This window comes from Desulfogranum marinum (assembly GCF_016918565.1).
Taxonomy (GTDB): domain Bacteria; phylum Desulfobacterota; class Desulfobulbia; order Desulfobulbales; family Desulfobulbaceae; genus Desulfogranum; species Desulfogranum marinum.
Window position 1 is genome coordinate 61,375 of the sequence record NZ_JAFFQD010000019.1, and the last position, 20,167, is coordinate 81,541.

At 46.7% G+C, this 20,167-nt stretch carries 17 protein-coding genes; 15 read left to right on the plus strand and 2 right to left on the minus strand.

Going from position 1 to position 20,167, the window contains the following annotated elements:
• Positions 1 to 112: 112 nt before the first annotated feature.
• The 13 genes from JWH17_RS11850 to JWH17_RS24870 all read left to right on the plus strand — a co-directional run bounded on the left by JWH17_RS11850 (position 113) and on the right by JWH17_RS24870 (position 13,536).
• Entirely contained in the window at positions 113 to 361 is a 249-nt protein-coding gene (locus JWH17_RS11850; protein WP_205222835.1) for a GlsB/YeaQ/YmgE family stress response membrane protein, read from the plus strand.
• Between the two features lie 458 nt (positions 362 to 819).
• A complete protein-coding gene (locus JWH17_RS11855; RefSeq protein ID WP_205222836.1) occupies positions 820 to 987 on the plus strand; it encodes a YqaE/Pmp3 family membrane protein in 168 nt (55 codons plus the stop codon).
• Positions 988 to 1,041: 54 nt separating this feature from the next.
• Positions 1,042 to 1,863 carry a nitroreductase family protein gene (locus JWH17_RS11860; protein ID WP_205222837.1) on the plus strand — a complete coding sequence of 274 codons (822 nt, stop codon included), beginning with the start codon at positions 1,042 to 1,044 and terminating at the stop codon, positions 1,861 to 1,863.
• A gap of 61 nt (positions 1,864 to 1,924) precedes the next feature.
• Positions 1,925 to 2,152, plus strand: a complete 228-nt coding sequence (locus JWH17_RS11865) for a hypothetical protein (protein WP_205222838.1) — start codon at positions 1,925 to 1,927, stop codon at positions 2,150 to 2,152.
• 76 nt (positions 2,153 to 2,228) lie between these two features.
• The gene (locus JWH17_RS11870; RefSeq protein ID WP_205222839.1) at positions 2,229 to 2,825 is read left to right on the plus strand and encodes a GDSL-type esterase/lipase family protein; all 597 of its coding nucleotides are present in this window, start codon (positions 2,229 to 2,231) and stop codon (positions 2,823 to 2,825) included.
• Positions 2,826 to 2,837: 12 nt separating this feature from the next.
• Complete coding sequence (locus tag JWH17_RS11875; RefSeq protein WP_205222840.1) at positions 2,838 to 3,596, plus strand: DUF364 domain-containing protein; 759 nt, start codon at positions 2,838 to 2,840, stop codon at positions 3,594 to 3,596.
• Positions 3,597 to 3,765: 169 nt separating this feature from the next.
• Positions 3,766 to 5,058, plus strand: a complete 1,293-nt coding sequence (tyrS, locus tag JWH17_RS11880) for a tyrosine--tRNA ligase (RefSeq protein WP_205222841.1) — start codon at positions 3,766 to 3,768, stop codon at positions 5,056 to 5,058.
• 188 nt (positions 5,059 to 5,246) lie between these two features.
• Positions 5,247 to 5,612, plus strand: coding sequence for a NifB/NifX family molybdenum-iron cluster-binding protein (locus JWH17_RS11885; protein WP_205222842.1), 366 nt, complete (start codon positions 5,247 to 5,249; stop codon positions 5,610 to 5,612).
• Positions 5,613 to 5,681: 69 nt separating this feature from the next.
• Positions 5,682 to 6,602 carry a homocysteine S-methyltransferase family protein gene (locus JWH17_RS11890; RefSeq protein WP_205222843.1) on the plus strand — a complete coding sequence of 307 codons (921 nt, stop codon included), beginning with the start codon at positions 5,682 to 5,684 and terminating at the stop codon, positions 6,600 to 6,602.
• A 302-nt stretch (positions 6,603 to 6,904) separates the two neighbouring features.
• A complete protein-coding gene (locus JWH17_RS11895) occupies positions 6,905 to 7,807 on the plus strand; it encodes an endonuclease/exonuclease/phosphatase family protein (RefSeq protein WP_205222844.1) in 903 nt (300 codons plus the stop codon).
• Positions 7,808 to 7,835: 28 nt separating this feature from the next.
• On the plus strand, positions 7,836 to 8,186 hold the full coding sequence (locus JWH17_RS11900; RefSeq protein WP_205222845.1) for a DUF5329 family protein: 351 nt from the start codon (positions 7,836 to 7,838) through the stop codon (positions 8,184 to 8,186).
• A gap of 234 nt (positions 8,187 to 8,420) precedes the next feature.
• Positions 8,421 to 9,626, plus strand: coding sequence for a class I SAM-dependent methyltransferase (locus tag JWH17_RS11905; protein WP_205222846.1), 1,206 nt, complete (start codon positions 8,421 to 8,423; stop codon positions 9,624 to 9,626).
• Positions 9,627 to 10,365: 739 nt separating this feature from the next.
• Positions 10,366 to 13,536, plus strand: coding sequence for a DNA translocase FtsK (locus JWH17_RS24870; protein ID WP_332468411.1), 3,171 nt, complete (start codon positions 10,366 to 10,368; stop codon positions 13,534 to 13,536).
• 179 nt (positions 13,537 to 13,715) lie between these two features.
• Here JWH17_RS24870 and JWH17_RS11915 read toward each other — a convergent pair whose 3' ends face one another.
• Positions 13,716 to 15,596: a VTT domain-containing protein gene (locus JWH17_RS11915; RefSeq protein WP_205222847.1), complete on the minus strand. Its 1,881-nt coding sequence runs from the start codon at positions 15,594 to 15,596 to the stop codon at positions 13,716 to 13,718.
• Between the two features lie 7 nt (positions 15,597 to 15,603).
• Positions 15,604 to 16,026: a rhodanese-like domain-containing protein gene (locus JWH17_RS11920; RefSeq protein ID WP_205222848.1), complete on the minus strand. Its 423-nt coding sequence runs from the start codon at positions 16,024 to 16,026 to the stop codon at positions 15,604 to 15,606.
• Between the two features lie 492 nt (positions 16,027 to 16,518).
• Between JWH17_RS11920 and JWH17_RS11925 the strand changes: the two genes are divergently transcribed.
• Positions 16,519 to 19,203, plus strand: a complete 2,685-nt coding sequence (locus JWH17_RS11925; protein WP_205222849.1) for an SNF2-related protein — start codon at positions 16,519 to 16,521, stop codon at positions 19,201 to 19,203.
• 425 nt (positions 19,204 to 19,628) lie between these two features.
• A complete protein-coding gene (rnhA, locus tag JWH17_RS11930) occupies positions 19,629 to 20,138 on the plus strand; it encodes a ribonuclease HI (protein ID WP_205222850.1) in 510 nt (169 codons plus the stop codon).
• Positions 20,139 to 20,167: the final 29 nt, after the last annotated feature.

The following is a 20,167-nucleotide window of genomic DNA, read 5'->3' on the forward strand; positions in this document are numbered from 1 at the left end:
GTTTTTCTGGTGGCTGATTATTGCCCCACAGTAAACAGGAAAGTTGGACTCTTCGTCTGATTGCAGTTCCATTGGAATGGGACTAACATTTACGCTCCCTTAGGAGGAAAGGATGGGAATCTTATCATGGATAATTATGGGACTGATAGTTGGTGCTTTGGCAAAAATGATAATGCCCGGTGATGATCCCGGTGGATTCATTGTCACTATCCTGATAGGAATAGCTGGTGCCTTTGTAGGAGGATTTATAGGGTCAAGACTTGGCATCGGTGATGTTACCGGCTTCAATTTTGGAAGTATTGGTATCGCAATTGGTGGAGCAATTCTGCTCTTATTTGGATATCGACTCATTAAAAAATAATCCGGGGCATCTCTTTTGGTTCAAGTCAAATTCGATTTTCTCGTGCTTCCTTACCTTAAACCGCCTGAGTTCCATGTAAACTTCAGTTTCTTTTTTCAGGCAAGGGTAACCCGTCGATCATCGCATGCCGGTCAGGCAATGTCTAGTACCAGGAAAAAAGCTCTGCTTGAGGATAATTTAGAGACAAGCCACAGTAAGCAGCGAAGTTTTGGTGGCTAGCATGGTGGCGGTTTTAACTCAGCCCCATGAGCTTTTAACGTAAATCCTGTAAAGAGCACCTCGCTACCCCCGCACTATACTAGGCTAAAAATTCAGTGCATTGGGAGTAGGCATGCCAAATTGTTTTATTTGCGCCCTGGTCTGACAGCTCTTCGTATATTTCCTGTTTATATCTGATCTCTAAAAGTCCAGATTTCTCCTATAAATATTGCAAACCACAACTCCAAGAGGAAACAAAAATGAACGACATCATAAAAATAATATGTGCGATTATCCTCCCACCGCTGGCAGCTTTTCTCCAGGTAGGGTTTGGTAAACATTTTTGGATTAATCTCGTGCTAACATTTTTAGGTTTTATACCTGGAATGATTCATGCCATCTGGATAATTGTGAAGAATAAACAATAAATAAACAAGCAGCATTGATTTGCACGGTACGACAGCAATACTCAGAGGACGAACATGTTTTTAACAGTTGATTATTCCAAATGTAACCAGGACGGTCTTTGCGCACTCGAATGTCCTGCTAAAATCATTGCGATGGATGAGAAAGGTCCCGTGGTGATTGAGGGAGGCGAAGATACGTGCATACACTGCGGGCATTGTGTTGCTATATGCCCAGAGGCCGCGCTCAGGCTGGACTTTCTCTCACCAGAGGCATGCAGAGTGGTGGACGAGAAGCTGCACTTACCACCTGATCATGTTGACCATTTTTTGAGATCACGACGATCCATCAGGACCTATCGAAAAAAGGCGGTTCCACCGGATGTGCTCGAAAGATGTCTCTCTCTAGCAGCTGCAGCTCCGACAGGGAGCAACAGGCAATCAGTCAAATGGCTGGTAGTGCATGATAAAAAAGATGTGCAAGCAATAGCTGCGCATGTCATTGACTGGATGCGACACGTCCTCACCCATGCTCCTGAAATTGCTGCCCGTCTCAATATGCAAAAACTGATTGAGGCATGGGAAGCAAATATTGATCGAATTTGCAGGGATGCCCCACATCTCATTTTTGCATATGCGTTAAAAGAAAACGGTATTGCCAAGGCGGATTGTGATACTGCCATCGCCTATTTGGAACTTGCCCTTCCCTCCTTTGGATTAGGCAGTTGCTGGGCAGGATATGTAACGTTCGCGGTTACTCAGTGGCCTCCGCTTGCCGCCTTTCTCGGTGTACCAGATGATCACCAGGTACATGGGGCGGTTATGGTGGGGTATCCTAAATTTACCTACAAGCGAATACCTCCGAGAAAAAAAGCTGACATCGTCTTCTTTAAGGAGTAGGCGGGAAGAGCAAACAACAACGTGCCGATCGTAAATTTGACCTACAAAATGAAGAGGATCCATGGCTGAGTATACCGAAAAGAAATGTCCTGAATGTGGCCAACAATTACGGTTTCCAAATGACATAGGGGGAATGCTTATGGCCTGTCCTTCATGTGGGCAAAAATTTTCTTCTGACTTTAAGCTGGGTAACGCCAAAGGAAACGCACCTCAAGGATTAGTAATAACAGTCTTTGAAATGCCGTATAAGATAATGAGCAAGTTTGCCCGGTTTTTTCTTTCTAAATAATTAGGCCATCTTGCAAAGTAAGCACCACTTGCCGAAGACCGCTATACTTGTAAGAGAGGCTACCAAGGGGAGTACAATGAAACAATTAGCCTGTATGGGAGACAGCATCACCGAGGGGGCAGATTTTGTTAAAGGCCACACCTGGCCTGCTCTTGTTGGCAATGCCTGTGCTCTGGATGTTACAAATTTCGGCATCGGCGGTGATACCACGCCAGGGATGCTTGCCCGGTTTTACCCGGAAGTGATACAGCTCAAGCCCGACTATGTGTTTATTATGGGCGGCACAAATGATCTGTGGTGGGATTGGGAAGTGAAAACAATCCTGGGAAACATCTTTTCAATGTGTTTTCAGGCGAGATACCATGACATCACCCCGATTATCGGCCTGCCGATACCTGTTGACGTGGAATCTGCCAAGAATACTGATTTTTCCGGTCCGCTTCAAGGGTATGAAAGAATGACGGAAATGCTGGCAGAGCTGGTTGACAAACTTACCACCTATGCTACCGACAGTGAAATACCTGTGGTTGATGTACACCGACCTTTCCTTGGCGACGATCAACAAGCTATAAGCACTATGTATCTGGATGACGGACTCCATCCCAACCAGAAAGGACACCAGCTGATTGCTGCCGGCATCATACGCTCCTTGAGAGAAATATTTCGTTTTTAAAAGAGGTTAGTCATGAATCACACAATTCCACAAAAAATCATTAACTTAATGGCCCCTGTCGCAGAGGAGCTTACCGTGGCCGATGTACGTATCGGGCTGGTGTATACAAGCGTGCGTCTTGATAACGGCAACACAGGCGTTGCATGGACAGGTCAAAAGAGTTCAGGCGGCTGCGGCCAACAACCAAAAGCAGGAACACTTGTCGGCAGACCGGCTGGAGAACTGCTGCAAATGCTGGACATCGCCGATAGTCCCCTTTCCAAAACAATCGGTCTTGCCACTGCCAATGCCCTTACAGCGGATATTCCCAGTCCGGAAACGGTTTCCGATGAGATTTTAGAACTTATTGATATTCAGCCATCTGAGCATGTTGCCATGGTCGGTTTTTTTGGCCCATTAGTACCACGTCTTCGCCAAACCGGCTGCCGGCTAGATGTCCAGGAACTGAAAAACGACAAACCCGGCACCATTTCTCCTGATGCGGGTCGCTCCTCGTTGGCCGCATGCGATGTTGCCCTCATCACTGCCACATCCATAGTCACCGACACCATAGATGAAGTGCTTGCCGATCTCGGCAATGCCCGTGCCGCAGTTGTCCTGGGCCCTTCATCCTTCATGCATCCAGAGGTTTTCTTCGGAACACCGGTAACCCATATTGCCGGGGCCAGGGTACGGAATCCGTCAGCTGTGGAAAAGATTATTTCTGAAGGCGGTGGAACCAAGATCCTGAAAAAGCATATGGATTTTGAAACCATATGCCTTAATCCCTGAAACTTGCATCCTGTATTGACCGACAACCTTCTCAGAACACCTTCCTAGATCAGCAAAGATGGGCAGGACAAATAGACACTTACATGGTATAGAGTAAGTTTTTTCCCAGATCGAATATGGAGTCATCTTTCTCAACAACCATCAACAAATAACTTACGATTACAGAACAATGAATTTTATCGAAGAATTAACATGGCGTGGCATGATCCACGACATGAAGCCAGGAACCGAAGAACAACTCCAAAAAGAGATGACATCAGCCTATATTGGGATTGATCCAACTGCTGATTCGCTCCATATTGGTCACCTGGTAAGCGTGATGATGCTCAAACATTTCCAGATCGCCGGCCATAAGCCATTAGCGCTTGTCGGGGGGGCAACCGGGATGATCGGCGATCCGTCGGGGAAATCGTTAGAACGCAACCTGCTCGACGAGAAGACTCTCCGTCATAACCAGGAATGCCTGAAAAAGCAGCTAGCCAAATTTCTCGATTTTGAATCAGACGCACCCAATGCCGCTGAGCTGGTAAACAATTACGACTGGATGAAAGACTTCAGCTTTTTGGACTTTATCCGCGATATCGGCAAGCATATTACCGTCAATTACATGATGGCCAAGGACAGTGTAAAATCCCGTTTGGGCGAAGATGCCAAGATGGGAATGTCCTTTACCGAGTTTTCCTACCAGCTGGTGCAGGGAACCGATTTTTTACATCTATACAAAGAAAAAAACTGTAAATTGCAGATGGGCGGATCTGACCAATGGGGGAACATCACCACCGGCACAGAGCTTATCCGTCGCAAAGAAAGCGGTGATGCCTTTGCCCTTACCTGCCCGCTCATAACCAAAGCTGATGGCGGTAAATTCGGCAAGACGGAAAGCGGTAACATCTGGCTTGATCCCAAACTGACCACACCCTACAAATTTTACCAGTTTTGGTTGAATGTGTCTGATGCCGATGCAGAGAAATATATTAAAATTTTCACGCTTCTCAGCAAACAAGAAATCGATGAACTGGTAAAAGAGCAGGAAGCTGCACCGCATCTTCGGCCATTGCAGAAACGGTTGGCAAAAGAGGTGACCTGCATGGTTCATGACGAACAAGAGTATGAGAAGGCTGTGGAAGCCTCTCAGATCCTTTTCGGCAAAGCAACCACAGAAAGCCTGGCAAAGCTGGATAAAGAAACGTTCCTGGCAGTGTTTGAAGGCGTACCGACTTTTGAGATTGACCGGGCCAAACTCGATGCCGGCGTACCGATCATTGAATTACTTGCCGCAGAAACGGCTGTTTTCCCCAGTAAAGGCGAAGTGCGCCGGACGATAAAAGGAAACGGACTCAGCCTGAACAAAGCAAAACTGACTGATCAGGACTACTCGGTCAGCACCTCGGACCTGATCAGTGAAGCATACGTGTTGGTGCAGAAAGGCAAGAAAAATTACTATATTATCGAAGCGGTTTAATCTGTTCGAGCCTTTTTAAACTTTTTGCAGGCTACCTCGAAATATTGCTCCACCTCTAACAATAACGCCCTGCGGTATTTGCCTCAGGGCTTTATTGTTTCTACATTTCTTTTTAAAACACTTGAGCAGAAAAAAAGACTGCCGCTCTCCCTCACAACGAACCCTTTTAAAGAATACAAGGACCACTCATGAACATTGCCATAACAGCAGACGGCGCTACTCTGGACAGCACCGTTTTTAATAAATTTGCCGAAACACCGTATCTGCTTATCGTTAATGTTGATACCATGACATGCACCCCCATCGCGCATACCTGCAGCCCCGGCTCAGATGAGGAGCTGGCGCAGACCGTTCTGAAGCATCGATGTGAAGCGGTGATTACAGGCAAATTCGAGGAAAGAGCTTTTAATGTGTTGGCAGATGATGGTGTCACCCGCTATGCTGCCGCAGATATGTCTGTACGCGAATCCCTGGAAAAAATGGATAAAAGACAGTTGGAGTTTATCCGCAATCCAGATGGCACAGCCACCTGTTCCGGTGACCATCATCATTAATGGTCACCTGTTATCGTTCTGGTTTGCACGAGATAGCAACCCACTGTCCCTCTATAAGAATAAGCTGATATGGAAAACAATACCGCCACAGATACGGTTACCCTGCTTGATGGGGGTATCGGCAGACAGCTCTTACAGATGGGGGCACCGTTTCGGCAGCCGGAGTGGTCAGCCCTCGCCCTTATAGAGGCGCCACATTTCGTGCGCCAGGCTCACGAGCAATTCGCCCTTGCCGGCAGCGACATCTTAACCACCAACAGCTATGCCGTTGTTCCCTACCATATAGGCAAAGAACGTTTCGTAGCCGATGGCGCTTCCCTGGCAGCTCTCTCCGGCCAACTGGCACATGATGTAGCCGCGCAATTTGGTTGTCAAGTCGCAGGCTCATTGCCTCCTCTTTTTGGCTCTTACAGGCCGGATCTCTTTGTGGAGGAGAAGGCGCACGCTCTGTTGCGGGTACTGGTCGATGCGCTCGATCCTTATGTTGACCTGTGGCTTGCGGAAACGTTGAGCGCAATAGCCGAGGCAAAGGTAGTGTTGGATATGCTGCTAAACGACAAGCGACCCGTTTGGATTTCCTACACGCTTCAAGATGGTAATCCATCGCCGGCGGGTAAGCCTCAGCTCCGCTCCGGCGAATCGGTACCCGATGCCGTACAATTTGCAGCTGAACATGGAGCAGCAGCAATCCTTTTTAACTGCAGCCAACCGGAAGTTATGGCACCGGCAATTGATGCCACCCAACAGGAGCTACACCATTTGGGGATCAATCTGCCGATTGGCGTATATGCCAACGCATTCCCTGCCCAACGCAAGGATGCACAAGCTAATTTGTCCATCCAGGAAGTCCGTCAGAATATCGATCCATCCGGCTATGCAGTATTTGCTGCTGGCTGGCACCAACAGGGAGCAAGGATTATTGGTGGATGTTGTGGTATTGGCCCGGAACATATTGCAGCCCTGCATACGATGTTTAAAAAAAATGTGTAACCTCTCAGCAGCAACTCTTTTTTGAACGTGTTCATTGGGTACGTTCCTCTTATCACATAGAAACCTGTCCTCAAGCGGTAAAAAATCGTTAACCACGAGAAAAAAATATAACCAACCACGTTGAAAGTGATTAACCTATCACCTTGTATTCCCGAACTAACAAGGTGAGAACAACCGAATAAAAAAAAATTATATAACATAAAGAAATTCCACAACTCTTTGCAAACCTTTCTCCAATTAAGTCCGTTGTCAGCAAAAACCAAGAACCCTATCCAGGCTCCTGTCAGGAAAAGTAAAATGCCATGCGTGATGTATCTTTAACACCTTTCAGAACCTATTATTTTTACCTGTGGCTTATTGTCGGCTTCATTGCTCTTCTCCTTTTTACCAGCTGTGCTTCCATTGCTCCCACAGAAAGACTTTTCCTTGGCCAAAACAAGAGTTTGCTTGCTGTCACGGACGGTACTTGTAACAAAACCAGCCTTCCACCTGCGAGCTGGATGGAAATGAATGCACAACAGGCGCTAGATCCCAATACAATATCTCTTCTTGGTTGGAATATATACAAAGGACAACGGGAAGGCTGGCAAAAGGATTTGTTGGAGTTCAGTACAGTGGCCGATATTATCCTTCTGCAGGAAACAGTATTAGACGATGTATTAAAGGATATTTTTGATGATCAAGAAATGTACTGGAGCTTGAATAATGGGTTCAGATATAAAGGCAGGGAGGCCGGTGTCTTAATCGCTTCTAAGATACAGCCATTGAGTCAATGCGGCATGCGGCACCCGGAGCCGATCACAGTTATCCCGAAAACAATCCTGATCAGTCGCTTCAGCATCCAGGGGACCTCGGAAGAACTGTTAGTGGCAAACATCCATGGTATTAACTTTAGTACAGGACTTGGCAGCTATACAGAGCAATTGATGTCTTTGCAGGAGGTCCTGCAAAGACATCAAGGCCCCATTGTACTGGCTGGTGATTTTAATAACTGGAGTGAAGGGAGAACCGCGGTAATAGAGCAATTGACAGAGGCACTTTCTTTGAAACCATTACTCTTTTCACAGGGAAAAAAGACGCTTTTCCTGGGCCAACCACTTGACCATATCTTTTACCGGGGGCTTATACCCGTTGCAGCCAATATTCAATCTGTAGAGACTTCAGATCATAATCCCATGATGGTGACGTTCAAAGTCTCCCAGTAAAGATGATAATTGCGAGGTGAAAAATACTATGCACTATGCTATCGCTGCTCTTGTCGTGTGTCAGACCGTTTTATTCTCTCACGTTTGCCGGGCAGATGAACAGGAAATACAATACTTGCTGACCACTCTTTCCACGAGCGAATGTACCTTTTCAAGAAACGGCAAACAATACCAGGCTGCAGAGGCTTTCAGCCATTTACAGAAAAAGTATTCGCACGTGAAAAAGCGTATCCACACAACGGAAGATTTTATAGAAAAAGTGGCAACAAAGAGCAGTTTATCCGGAAAAAAATATGAGGTAAATTGTACAGAAACAACTCAACCAGCAGGTAAGTGGTTGTATGAAATTTTGTCTGACTACCGAAAAAAAGGACAATAGAATAATAGCTGATTACGTAAATTAGCCAGTCTCTTACTTCTGAACCAATGGCAGAATTGGCGCACAAGCACGTATGGTAGTTTTCACTATCCTCTTCCCACCAAAGCGCACCCGTTGCAATAGCCCTGTTTCTTGTTAATTTTATAGTAGTAACGAGTGAGAAAAAGCGTCTGTATGCCTACTGGCTGACGGAAGCTACTAAGAGACCTGCAAATTTAACATCCACAATCAACTATGGAAAATAAATCAAATCGAGCGGCAATGGAGTTTTCCCTCAATTATCAAAGCAATGTTACCACACATACCGACAGATGGTTCGTTGAAAAAATAGACTTCTGGCGGGACTTCTTTCCGGGAAATATGGAAGAAGGCGTTAAAAACCTCCATGAGCATGAGACATACTCGGAAAATTTTGCTCCGGGAACCCTGGTTCCTCCTTTTTTGGAACGTAATATAGTTCAGTTCCCAAGTAAACTGTTTGCAATGCCGGGAAGCGGAAAACCAATACCTCCGTCTCCGGGCAGATTTTATCCAAAAGGATTTGCCTGGAAAGGCCTCAATACATTTCCCGAAGATATGACCCCATGCAGGATAGTTGATGTAACGGAGACGACCCTGACAGCAGACATCAATCATCCTCTTGCCGAATTTGCCCTCACCATTGAGGCAAAACTTAAAAAACATCTCAATCCAGTTACTCAGCGGGGTGGATCGATACACGATATCGCCGAACTGATAACCGCAGACGGGCCGGGAATGCAAGTTCCGTCCACTTCGTTTAGAGACGTTCTTGCTCACCACTATCCCTTTGGCAGAGAAAACGAAGCAGATGATACTTCTTTTTACGCTTCTCCGCGGCTCGTGCATCATCTTGATCAAACGGCACGTCAGCATGTCCAAAACACCTACCAGCGGCTGCTGAAACCAGGAGAAAAAATACTCGATTTGATGAGTAGTTGGCAATCACATCTACCGGATTCACTTCGAGATTGTGATGTCACTGGGCTTGGTCTCAACGAAGAAGAATTAAGGCAAAACAAACAGCTTTCAAGCTATACACTGCACAACCTGAACAACCACCCTGAACTGCCTTATCCAGATCAGTCTTTTGATGCAGTTATTTGTACGGTCTCTATCGAGTACCTGTCTCAGCCTTACGAGGTGATGAAGGAAATCAGCAGAGTGCTGAGAAAAAACGGAACCTGTATAATTATCATCTCTGATAGATGGTTTCCAGGCAAGCAAATACTGCCGTGGAGCGATCTCCACCCGTTCGAACGGCAGGGCCTGGTTGTCGACTATTTCATCAGCCGGAAATCTTTTTCTCACCTGCAGACGGAATCCATTCGAGGCTACCCGAGACCCGTTGATGACGCTCACTTCATGTCAATGCGGTACGCTGACCCAATCTTTGCGGTCTGGGGAGTGAAAACGAGTTAACTAAACATCCTCGCACATGTATCGCAGCAGACAACATCACATACAGTTAAACAATAAATTACATGCGTCAAGAAGCGTGTCAAAAAGATAGATGAGCCTGTGGATTTACTAGATTTTTATTCAATGTCAGGTTAGCGAAGACTCCGAGAGATTGGGCGAAAAGGCAGTAAATCAACTGGCTCCTAGATTTCCACCTCAAACCAAGGCATTTACAGAAATCAATGTCGAGGTGGCGAAAAAGAATTTTCTCCGCCAGCCACCTGTTGCCATTTAAAATCAACAGCACTCTCACTCCATTACATTTTGGACCTTGTTTTTTAAGTTGTTTTCATAGAATGAGCTTGATATCCTTGTAGGAAGCAAGGCCTCAATCTTGAGTATAATGCTGGACAATACTGTCTTGATTGCGGTCGAAACAGAGCCGGTTATAGTGGCTTATTTTTTATTTCACAGCGCATCCCTTTTATCCCGAAAAGGTCTCGTTGCCCAGCCCAGAGCAATTCGAGCTAAGGGGTGCGAGCATTATGCTGCAATATCCTGGCACTGTTGAAAAGTCTTTGGCTTTTGAAGCATAATACTGCACCGATTATGTAGACATCGAGGACAGCCGCTTTCCTCCCTGTATTCCCTCTCCGAAGAAACCTTTAGCGTGCAATGCAAAAATCGGCAGGAGCGTTGCGTCCAGAGGGACAAAATGTAGGCGGCTACTCATATAATTTACTCAACTGTAGGTAGTAACGTGGCAATATACGAATATAGTCTTGAAAAGGATACCCTGATAATCCGAACAGGACATGGCCAATTCAAGTACAAAATAGAGAACGCAGAATTGCTGAATATGGCAGATAAAATTGCCAGTGAGGTTATCAGCGAGCTGCAAAGAATTGATCACGGAAAACGCTCGATCAGGGATGACTTGAGTGACTATGCGAAGCTGATGCTCGCCACACTCAACATTTGCGAAAAACATATTACCCTGAAAAACAAATACGAGCAGCTAAACCAGACCGTTAAATCCATGAAGCAGGTACTGTCCAACCTGGATCCTGCAAATGATTCAGTGGCAGCAAAACGTCCAGAGCAGAGTTCAAAAACAAAGTATACGCCCGTCCAGCCTGGTACAAAACCAGACCCATCAAAAGTAGTCCAAGATCGCCCCGGCGAAACCAGTACCAACAAGACAAATCACCAGCCGAAGACCTACATTTCCGGACAGTCGGCTCATCCGGCAAATACATATACGAAGACAGATATTGCACCCGCCACAGTTTCAACCGCCCCGGCAATCAAACCCGACAAAACAGCCACCACCACTTCGCCGATAGATCCACGACCTGCTAAAACCAGCGTTTCCCCTGCTCCCAGCGAAGCAATTGACAAGAAAAGTGTCTCTAGTGCCGAACAAACTGCAGACACAGGTCCGTCTTTAAGCAAGGAGAAACAAAGCTCTTTAGGAAAGGACAACTCAAGGGAACCATTTCCATCAATCAATCCTTCAGCATACCACCAAGCCGGAACTGCGGCTAAACGCACCTTACAATCAACAGCGGATGCACTGCCCACGCACCTTGCTCCAGATGTCCCACTGCCCCCCTCACCAACAGCACCCCCAGAGAAACAGCAAAAAGCCGACCAACCTGTGCATGCCGGTGGGGTTACCCAAAGGTTAGCCTCCAGCGACGGAGAAATGACTTCTGCCTCCAACGACGCTAAATCTACTCTACCCGTCCAGGACTCCCCAGTTCCTGAAATGCCGGTACAACTGGAGAAGGATGAGAAACAGGAAAAAATTGTACCCTCCCGACAAGAGAAGGATTCGGTGCTCGCAGCAAGCCATGACAAAAGCGATAGTATTGCAAAACAGTGGCCTCGCAAGCCATACCGGCATACGCCTTCTTCCCATCAATCATCATTACCTAGCTCATTGCCGGGCCAAGCCGTTTCTCCGCCACCAGCAAATAATTCCGCCCACCAGGGTGTATATCATCCTTCCCTGTCTCAGGGGAGCAAAGCCCCTGAGGAGAGGAACAACGGCAAATCAATCTCTTCACCGGTTGTCAAAAAATATTCAGTAACCGCTGCCACCGGCTCGATAACAAATGACTCCCAGGTGAAAAAAGAAGTCTCCGCGGAAAAAATAGCGGAAACTTCTCTAACGTTACCTGACTCTGCCGGACGGGATCCGGTATTAAGCACTGAAAAAACGGCGCTCACAGAAAAGCCCATTACCCCGGAACCAGACAAGAAGGACAGCCTTACAAAGCAGCCCCTGTTAGCCTCTCTTGCCGAGGAGGAGCCAGTATCAACGCCCACGGTTGTCCCTTCAGCTTCCTTTTCGTCAGCCGAAGACGACTCTGAAGAAACGAACGAAGGTACTCCAGCTCCACCCTCGTCATATATCATAAACACTCCTGACCAGACCAATAATCAACCCTTGCCTGCAGAAACACCTTTCTCCGATGCAGGAGAATACGTACTTCCTCAGCTTTCTTTTCTCAAAAACACCAGTAGCGAAAGCGAAATTGATCGAAAACGAATCCGTTCAGACGCTGAACTTCTTGAGAAAAAACTCGGCTATTTCGGTATTAAGGGCGAGGTCATGGGTATCTCGCCGGGACCGGTCATCACCACCTATGAATACAAACCGGATCCAGGGATTAAGATCAGCAAAATTGTTAACCTGGCTGATGATCTTGCTTTGGCCCTGAGTGCTTACAGTATCCGTATCGTAGCCCCCATTCCCGGCAAGGATGTGATGGGCATTGAAATCCCTAATATCAAAAAAAGCCTTGTCCCTTTTATTGATATCGTCACCTCCGAAGCGTTTACCCAGTGTCCCTCAAAAGTACCCATTTGTCTGGGCAAGGATATTATCGGCAACCCGGTTGTGGTAGAACTCGAATCCATGCCTCACCTTCTCATTGCCGGGGCGACTGGTACGGGGAAAAGTGTAGGCCTCAATGCGATGATCACGAGTATCCTTTATAAGGCATCGCCTGACGAAGTAAAATTTCTGATGATTGACCCCAAACGGATTGAGCTCTCATTTTATAATGATATCCCTCACCTGTTGACCCCGGTGATCACAGATATGAACAAGGCCAATATAGCCCTTCAATGGATGGTTCGAGAGATGGACAGGCGCTATAACCTGCTGGCCCACTTCCAGGTCAGGAATATTGAGCAGTTCAACCAAAAACTTGTCACATCCTCATCCCCCCAGTACGATGAAGATGGAGAGAGGCTGGAACCTCTCCCCTTTATTGTCGTCATTATTGACGAATTGGCAGACTTGATGATGACCGCTTCCCGGGACATAGAGTTTTCCCTGACCCGCCTTGCACAAATGGCACGTGCTGCCGGCATTCACCTGATCCTTGCGACCCAGAGACCTTCGGTGGATGTACTGACCGGCATCATAAAAGCTAATTTCCCAACAAGGATCTCGTTTCAGGTCTCTTCAAAAACAGACTCCCGAACTATTATCGATTCCAATGGGGCGGAAACGCTGCTTGGTAATGGGGATATGCTCTTTGTGCCTCCGGGTACAGCAAGACTGACCCGAGTGCACGGCACCTATCTTTCCGAAGATGAACTCTCTGACATTACATCATTTATAAAACAACAGCGAAAACCTGAGTACATCTTTGACGTGATCACTGAGCAGGAGCCCGACGAAAGCGATTCCAGTAGTACTATGGATGATGAATATGATGAAAAATATAATGAAGCTCTGGAGGTGGTACTCACCACCCGTCAAGCATCAATATCCAGCATTCAGCGAGCCTTAAGGGTCGGGTATAACCGCGCAGCCAGAATCGTTGATCTCATGGAAAAGAAAGGGGTTGTCGGCCCTTCGGACGGCGTCAGACCACGCAAGGTGCTGACGAATAATGTGAATATGATGTAAAAAACCATGGGACAAAGGGATAGACGGAATCGTCCACCTTGGATGTGGTATCAACCCTGATTTCTGATTAGTTCAGGCGTGCCGGGTTGATAGTGCTGTATGAACTGACCTTCGGGCTAAGTTCAAGGCCCTGCTGATAAAATTTATTGTTGCTATGCTGCTGTTCAGGCGGGGTGGTATTATCTCTGCCGATTAGAGGTTACGGAGAGAGCAGGATCTTTTTGTAGTCTTCTTTTCAAGCGGAGTCGTTGCAAATAGGTGAATGGCGCATGAGTTGCCGATTTTTTGCCTGGCCCTGTTGCCTCGGGCAAAAAGAGCAGGTCGGCAATATGGAACGTTGGCATGATCCGTTCGAGGAAACTACAGCAGCCGGCGCAGTAGGTTACCACTATGCGACCTTGGCTTTCCTTTGCTCGCATGTTTGCCCAGCCCTTGGCAAAGGAAGGACGGACGGCATTCACCGTGCCCCCTTCACCGCAACAGAGCGTGCGACGGCCCCGGTGCTTCATCTCGACTTGCTCCAGGCCCAGACCGGTCACCAGTCGACGTACGGACTGCTGCACACCATCAGCATCTCGCATAGAGCAGGGATCGTGAACACTCACCACGTTCCATGCGTTTACCATTGGTACAGCTGCCTGTCCCACCTCCAGAACCTCGTAAACTGTCTGCACTTCCAGGCCTTCACCATACTGCTGAAAAATCTTATAACAGTTTGGACAGGCAACCAGAACACGCTGGACTCCTTGCCGCTGAAGGCTTTGGCGCAACGTATCAAAAGCTGCGACAAAGTGCTCTTGCCGCCCAAGATCGTGGGAGGGTTTACTACAGCAATTGAGCACCATTCCAATTTTTGGGATGGTACGCTGTAGATTCTCAAAGATGCGAAGTGTGGTTGCCATGCGACTACCGGGCAGATTACAGCCGGGGAAGAAGACGGTATCACAGCCATTGGGGATTCCCTGCCAGGAGAAAAGCTTCGATCTTCCAACGTTCTCGTAGTTGAGAATTTTGCGGTAGGTCGATTCGCTGAACCGACCGCTTGTAACGCATGCCCTTCGCAAGTCCAGAAAGAGTTTGCCCGGGTCGAGTTTTTCCGGACAAACTGCAGTACAAAGGCCGCAAAGACTGCATTCGTAAGCCATTGCCTGGGCTCCCTCATCGGTAAAATCATAATTTGCAACAATTGCTTTGGGGGTGCCGTAATGGCTCAGGAAGGCACAATTTTTAACGCATGCCCCACATTCGCTACAATGATTTTCAATTTCGGCTAGCTGGTTGGATATAGTTGCCGGAAGCACCGATGGTTTGGTTTTCGCCTGTTGCCGTTGTCGGCTCGTTTGTCGTGTACTTCTCTGCCAAACAAGCAAGCGTTTGGCTATGAGCGGGAAAAGACCTATGAGACCAAAAGCGACCAGCAAACCGGGCGATAAAATTGCAGCCGGAGAATCTATCAGTCCCAATTGGTTGCCGGCATTAACAAAAAGGAATGTTCCCGGCAGCATGCCGAGTTGCGAAACCCAATAAAAAGTGGTCAGACGAAGTGTTGTCAGCCCCATGACCAGGTTGATGATAAAAAAGGGAATGACCGGCAGCAGTCGGAGAGAAAAAAGATAAAGAGCACCCTCATTATGTAAGCCGACATTGACCCGTTTCAGCTTGTCGGCAAATCGCCGTTGCACCATATCCCGGAACAAATAGCGGGAAAGGGCGCATGCCATGGTTGCCCCGATGGTGCCGGCAAAGGACACCAGCATGGTCCCGGCCAAGGTGCCGAAAATCGAGCCGGCAACCAGGCCGAGTACGGCTGCTCCTGGGAGGTTGAGGATTATAACGGGCAGGTAGCAGGCGAGAAAACCACCAACCACCAGCCAGGGACTTCCGGCATAAAGCTGCTGGAGCGCTAACTGGTGGGATTTGACCGCAGCAAGTGTCAGTTCATAATGCAGGCCGGTACCGAAGAAAACCGAAAAGGCTATGACGATCCCCAGTATCAGGATCCCTTTCAGAACCATGCTTGAGAAAAGCGATTTCTTCGCTTGTACCTGGGGTAAATTCATGAATGACTTACTTCGCCTCGGTGGCGAAAGGCCAATTGTCTACGCCTTTCTCAAGGATCAGCAACCGGTTCTCAGCAACGCCATTGGCTTTGTAAAAGTCATAGGTTCTCTTGGCACCTCCACCGCCCCGAGGGCAGAGGACAATTACATCATCCTGGCTCTTGCGAATCTGTGGCAGCAAGCGGCTCAAGGACGCACGCTCTTCATCGGTTTTCACCGGGTAGGCATTTGTTTCAATCGAGCCTGGGATGTGCGCTTTGGCAAATTGCTCAACCGGACAGATATCAACCAGGATCATGGGTGAATTTACCTCGATGCGTTTTTGCAGATCGTCAGGGGAAATAAAGTTGTATTTGCCGGACAGAAATGCAGAAGCAGTTGACGCACAAAACAGGAATGCGACAAGACAGAACAAACTTTTTTTTAACATTTTTATTTTCTCCATTTTATTTTTCATTAGTTGCATACAGCAGGTTTGACGGCGATTTTCGCCGCACCAAGCTACGATTTGTAGCACAGATTATCCTATAAGTAAAAAAGGTAATCTCTATCGATTGGCGATGTTTTATAGCTTATAAGGATAGAACCGGCATCGAGCAGATTGCCGACAACACCTTTGCCATTGTTGTGTCCCGAAAAAGTAGAATCATCCTCCAAGATGGGAAAAAGATGAGGAAAAAATTCAACACGATGAAACAACATCGTCCCGATGCAATGTTCGCTCTCAAAACCACAGCTCCGACCTGCAGCAAAACAAAAGCTTTTATCGAGAATGGGAGATTTGTATTATCCCTGTGCACCAAGAGCGCCCTTAAAAAACGGCAGGCGACCATTTGAGAGGTTGATTAAATCTGTTTACTCGAATATTTTTCCGGTAATTCTCCCTGCTTTACCCCTTCACTATTCTCAACATTGGATTGATATGACTACATTACACATAGCTGCTATTCGCAGCATAGCCGATTCTGTAATCATTTTTAAACGTGGCGAGGCCTTACACCGTAACGGGGCGTTTAGGGAAATTAATGGCAACAATGCTCCTGGTCACTACACCTATGAGGTGGATGGAAATTACGGTGATTACCGTACAGAAATCATTTTAAACAATGGTATCAAGGCTCAATGCGATTGCCCATATCCAGGCAGTGGCTGCAAACATATTATCGCAATTCTCCTTGAATTATTTGACAGGCAAGAAAGAAAAAAGCGAGGGGATGAAGAAGCCAACGAGCAAGTAATAGAAAAGGAATATCTTACCTATGAAGAGATAAAAGCACAGGCCCTGGAAGATCGTCTTCGAAAAAGCCGCAATGAGGAGTTTGCGCTCACTGCAGGTGATATGATCAAGGGAGATCACCTGGTGACAACAAAGCGGGGCAAGCAGTACCAAGTCACCCTGCATGATCCTGCTGGCGGTCACGGACACTGCTCTTGCCCTGATTTCCTCACCAATAAACTGGGGACCTGTAAACATGTCATTTTCGTGAGTGAATTCTTTCAGGCAAAAAAGGCCGTTACCAAAACAGTGAAAAAGGAACGCTTTCCATACATTGATATCTTTTGGGATAGCGCTAACGGCCGAATACGTCTTTTCCATGAGCAGCAAACAGATCACATCGAACCTGAGCTTGCAGAACTTCTTTCCGAGATTTTCGATCAAAACAATCTCTTTGCTCAACCCTCGACAGCAGACTTCATTCCGTACCTTGAGCAACTGGAACACTATAAACAGGTCCGTATCCAGGAACCTGTTATGCACAAGCTCGCGCTTAGTGCGCTGGAAACTGAGCTGGAAACTGCTGCCGCCCACAATACCATTCGCCCTTCAGATTATCTTAAGGTGGCGCCCTATCCATACCAGGAACAGGGCATATCATTTGGTCTCTATAAAAAAGCGGTATTAATAGGCGATGAGATGGGCCTCGGTAAAACACTGCAGGCCATAGGACTCGGTGTTCTCAAAAAGGAGATTTTTGGTTTCCAGAACATTCTGGTTGTAACGCTTAGTTCGCTGAAACAACAGTGGCAGCGGGAAATAGAGCGTTTCAGTAATGAAAAGGGGTGTATAATTAATGGTTCTGCCAAGCAGCGAAAAGAACAGTACCGAAACGACACAAGTCTCTTCAAAATTACCAATTACGAAGCAGTGCTCCGTGATGTAACCATAATCTCTCGTCTCAAACCGGATCTGATTATCCTTGACGAAGCACAGCGTATTAAGAACTTTGAGACCAAAACGGCTGAAGCCGTAAAAAGCCTGCCTCGTCAGCACGCAATCATTTTGACCGGTACCCCACTAGAAAACAAGCTGGAAGATGTTTATTCACTGGTGCAGTTCCTTGATCCCAACCTTTTAAGCCCCCTGTGGCAATTTGCCGCTGAACACTTTTTCTTAAACCCCAAGAAAAAGGGGGATATTCTCGGCTACACCAATCTCAATAAACTCCATGACAAACTACAGCCATTGGTTATCCGGCGCCGTAAGGAAGACGTGCTTGATGAACTTCCCGAGCTGATAGTTAATGAGTATTTTATCGACCTCTACCAAGAGCAGGCAGAAATCCATGCCGGCTATTCTCAAACCCTTCTCCCTATACTAAACAAGAAGTTTCTCACGCCCATGGACCTGCGACGCATACAGGTGCTGCTCCTGAAAATGCGCCAGGTATGCAACTCAACCTACCTTATAGACAGAGAGACCAATCTCTCGCCAAAACTTGACGAATTAGGGAACATCCTTGAAGAGCTGATCCAAAAAAATGGACGCAAGGTGGTTATTTTCAGTGAATGGACAACAATGACGATGCTCATTGGCAAAGATCTTTCCCGCCGATCCATTCCTTTCGTCGAATTATCCGGCAAGGTGCCCGTGAAAAAGCGCCAAGCCCTCATTGATGAGTTCAGTACCAACCCAGACTGCAAGGTGTTCCTCTCCACCGATTCCGGAGGAACCGGTCTAAACTTACAGGCCGCAGATTGCGTGATCAATTTTGAGTTGCCATGGAATCCGGCAAAAATGAACCAACGAATCGGCAGGATTAACCGGATCGGCCAAAAAGCGAAATGTATCAACGTCATTAATCTTATTGCCAAATACAGCATTGAAGAACGTATCATGGCAGGGATTAAGCTGAAAGGAGAGCTGTTTAACGGTGTTTTTGATGGTGGTGAAGATGAGGTGATGTTTTCCCGTGAAAAACGACAGGAAATGGTCGATCAGCTGCGAAAAATGATCGGCGAAGAGGTTGAAGAAACAACAATGGTGAGTGCCCCCTTACCTGCCGAAGAACTGGCCGAAGACACCCCTCACTTTCTTAACCCGGAAGTACTCAAAGAAGACGTTGATTATGTGGGAGAGGAAAACGAGGCAGAGTTGGAAATGTGCACTGCAGAGGAAAAGCCAGAATCCAGGCAGGAGGCACAGCCTCAGGAGCAGATGGAAGAGGTACTCAATCAGGGCATGGGATTTATCAGTGGACTTTTAGAAATGGCCACAGGGCAAAAACTTTCCACCGCCAAAGACAGCGATAAAATGGTGACCCTGGATAAAGAAACAGGTGAGGTTACCCTCAAATTTACCCTGCCTGGTTTTACCAAGAATGGATAAGCAGGGGACGGGATTCGGGAGACAGATCGGAGTCTTCGCTTACCTAAATTTCTCAGTACTTAGGCAGGGGACTGATCGAAGTCTACGCTATCTTTTTTTCATGGTTTTTTATGAAAATTAGATAGCGAAGACTTCGATCTGTCTCCCGGGTTTAAAAGAGAAATAAAATCAGTCTTCTGTCTGTTTCGGTAGATAATTGGCTGAGTTTTGTACGTAATCAGATTCAAAATAGTAATCGTTCATAGCACCCAATTTTCACCCACGATCCGTCCACTACAGGGTGGATAAGCGAAGCGCATCCACGCGGAATCCTCTGAGGGTTAGCAACCTTGGTATTTTCGTCAAACTGCGGCCTCTGGTAAACGATCACCCAATATAATGGATTAATTCCACCCTGCCCCGATTAACTTAAAAAAATGTAAAATATGAAAAAAGTAACAATTTATACTGATGGTGGTTGTTTGGGCAATCCCGGCCCCGGTGGATACGGCTGTGTACTCTTATATGGCGAACATCGCAAAGAACTATCAGGTGGCTTCAAATTAACAACCAACAATAGAATGGAACTCTTAGCCTGTATTAAGGCACTGGAGGCATTAAAGTTCGAGTGTAACGTGACTCTTTACAGTGATTCCAAATATGTTGTGGACAGTATTGAAAATGGCTGGGCCATAAAATGGAAAAGGAATGGATGGAAAAGAAATAAAAAAGATAAAGCTGAAAATCCTGATTTATGGGAATGCCTCCTTGACTTATGTGAAAAGCACAACGTTAAATTCGAATGGGTAAAAGGGCATTCCGGAAACACCGAGAATGATAGATGTGATACATTGGCAAAAGCAGCTTTCAGTAGCGACGATCTCTTTGAAGACAAAAAATATACAGAATCTATTTCCGATAAAAACAAAAATAAAAATCTGCCTTTATTCCAATAGTTTATCGAATAGCAAATTGGCCAATAATG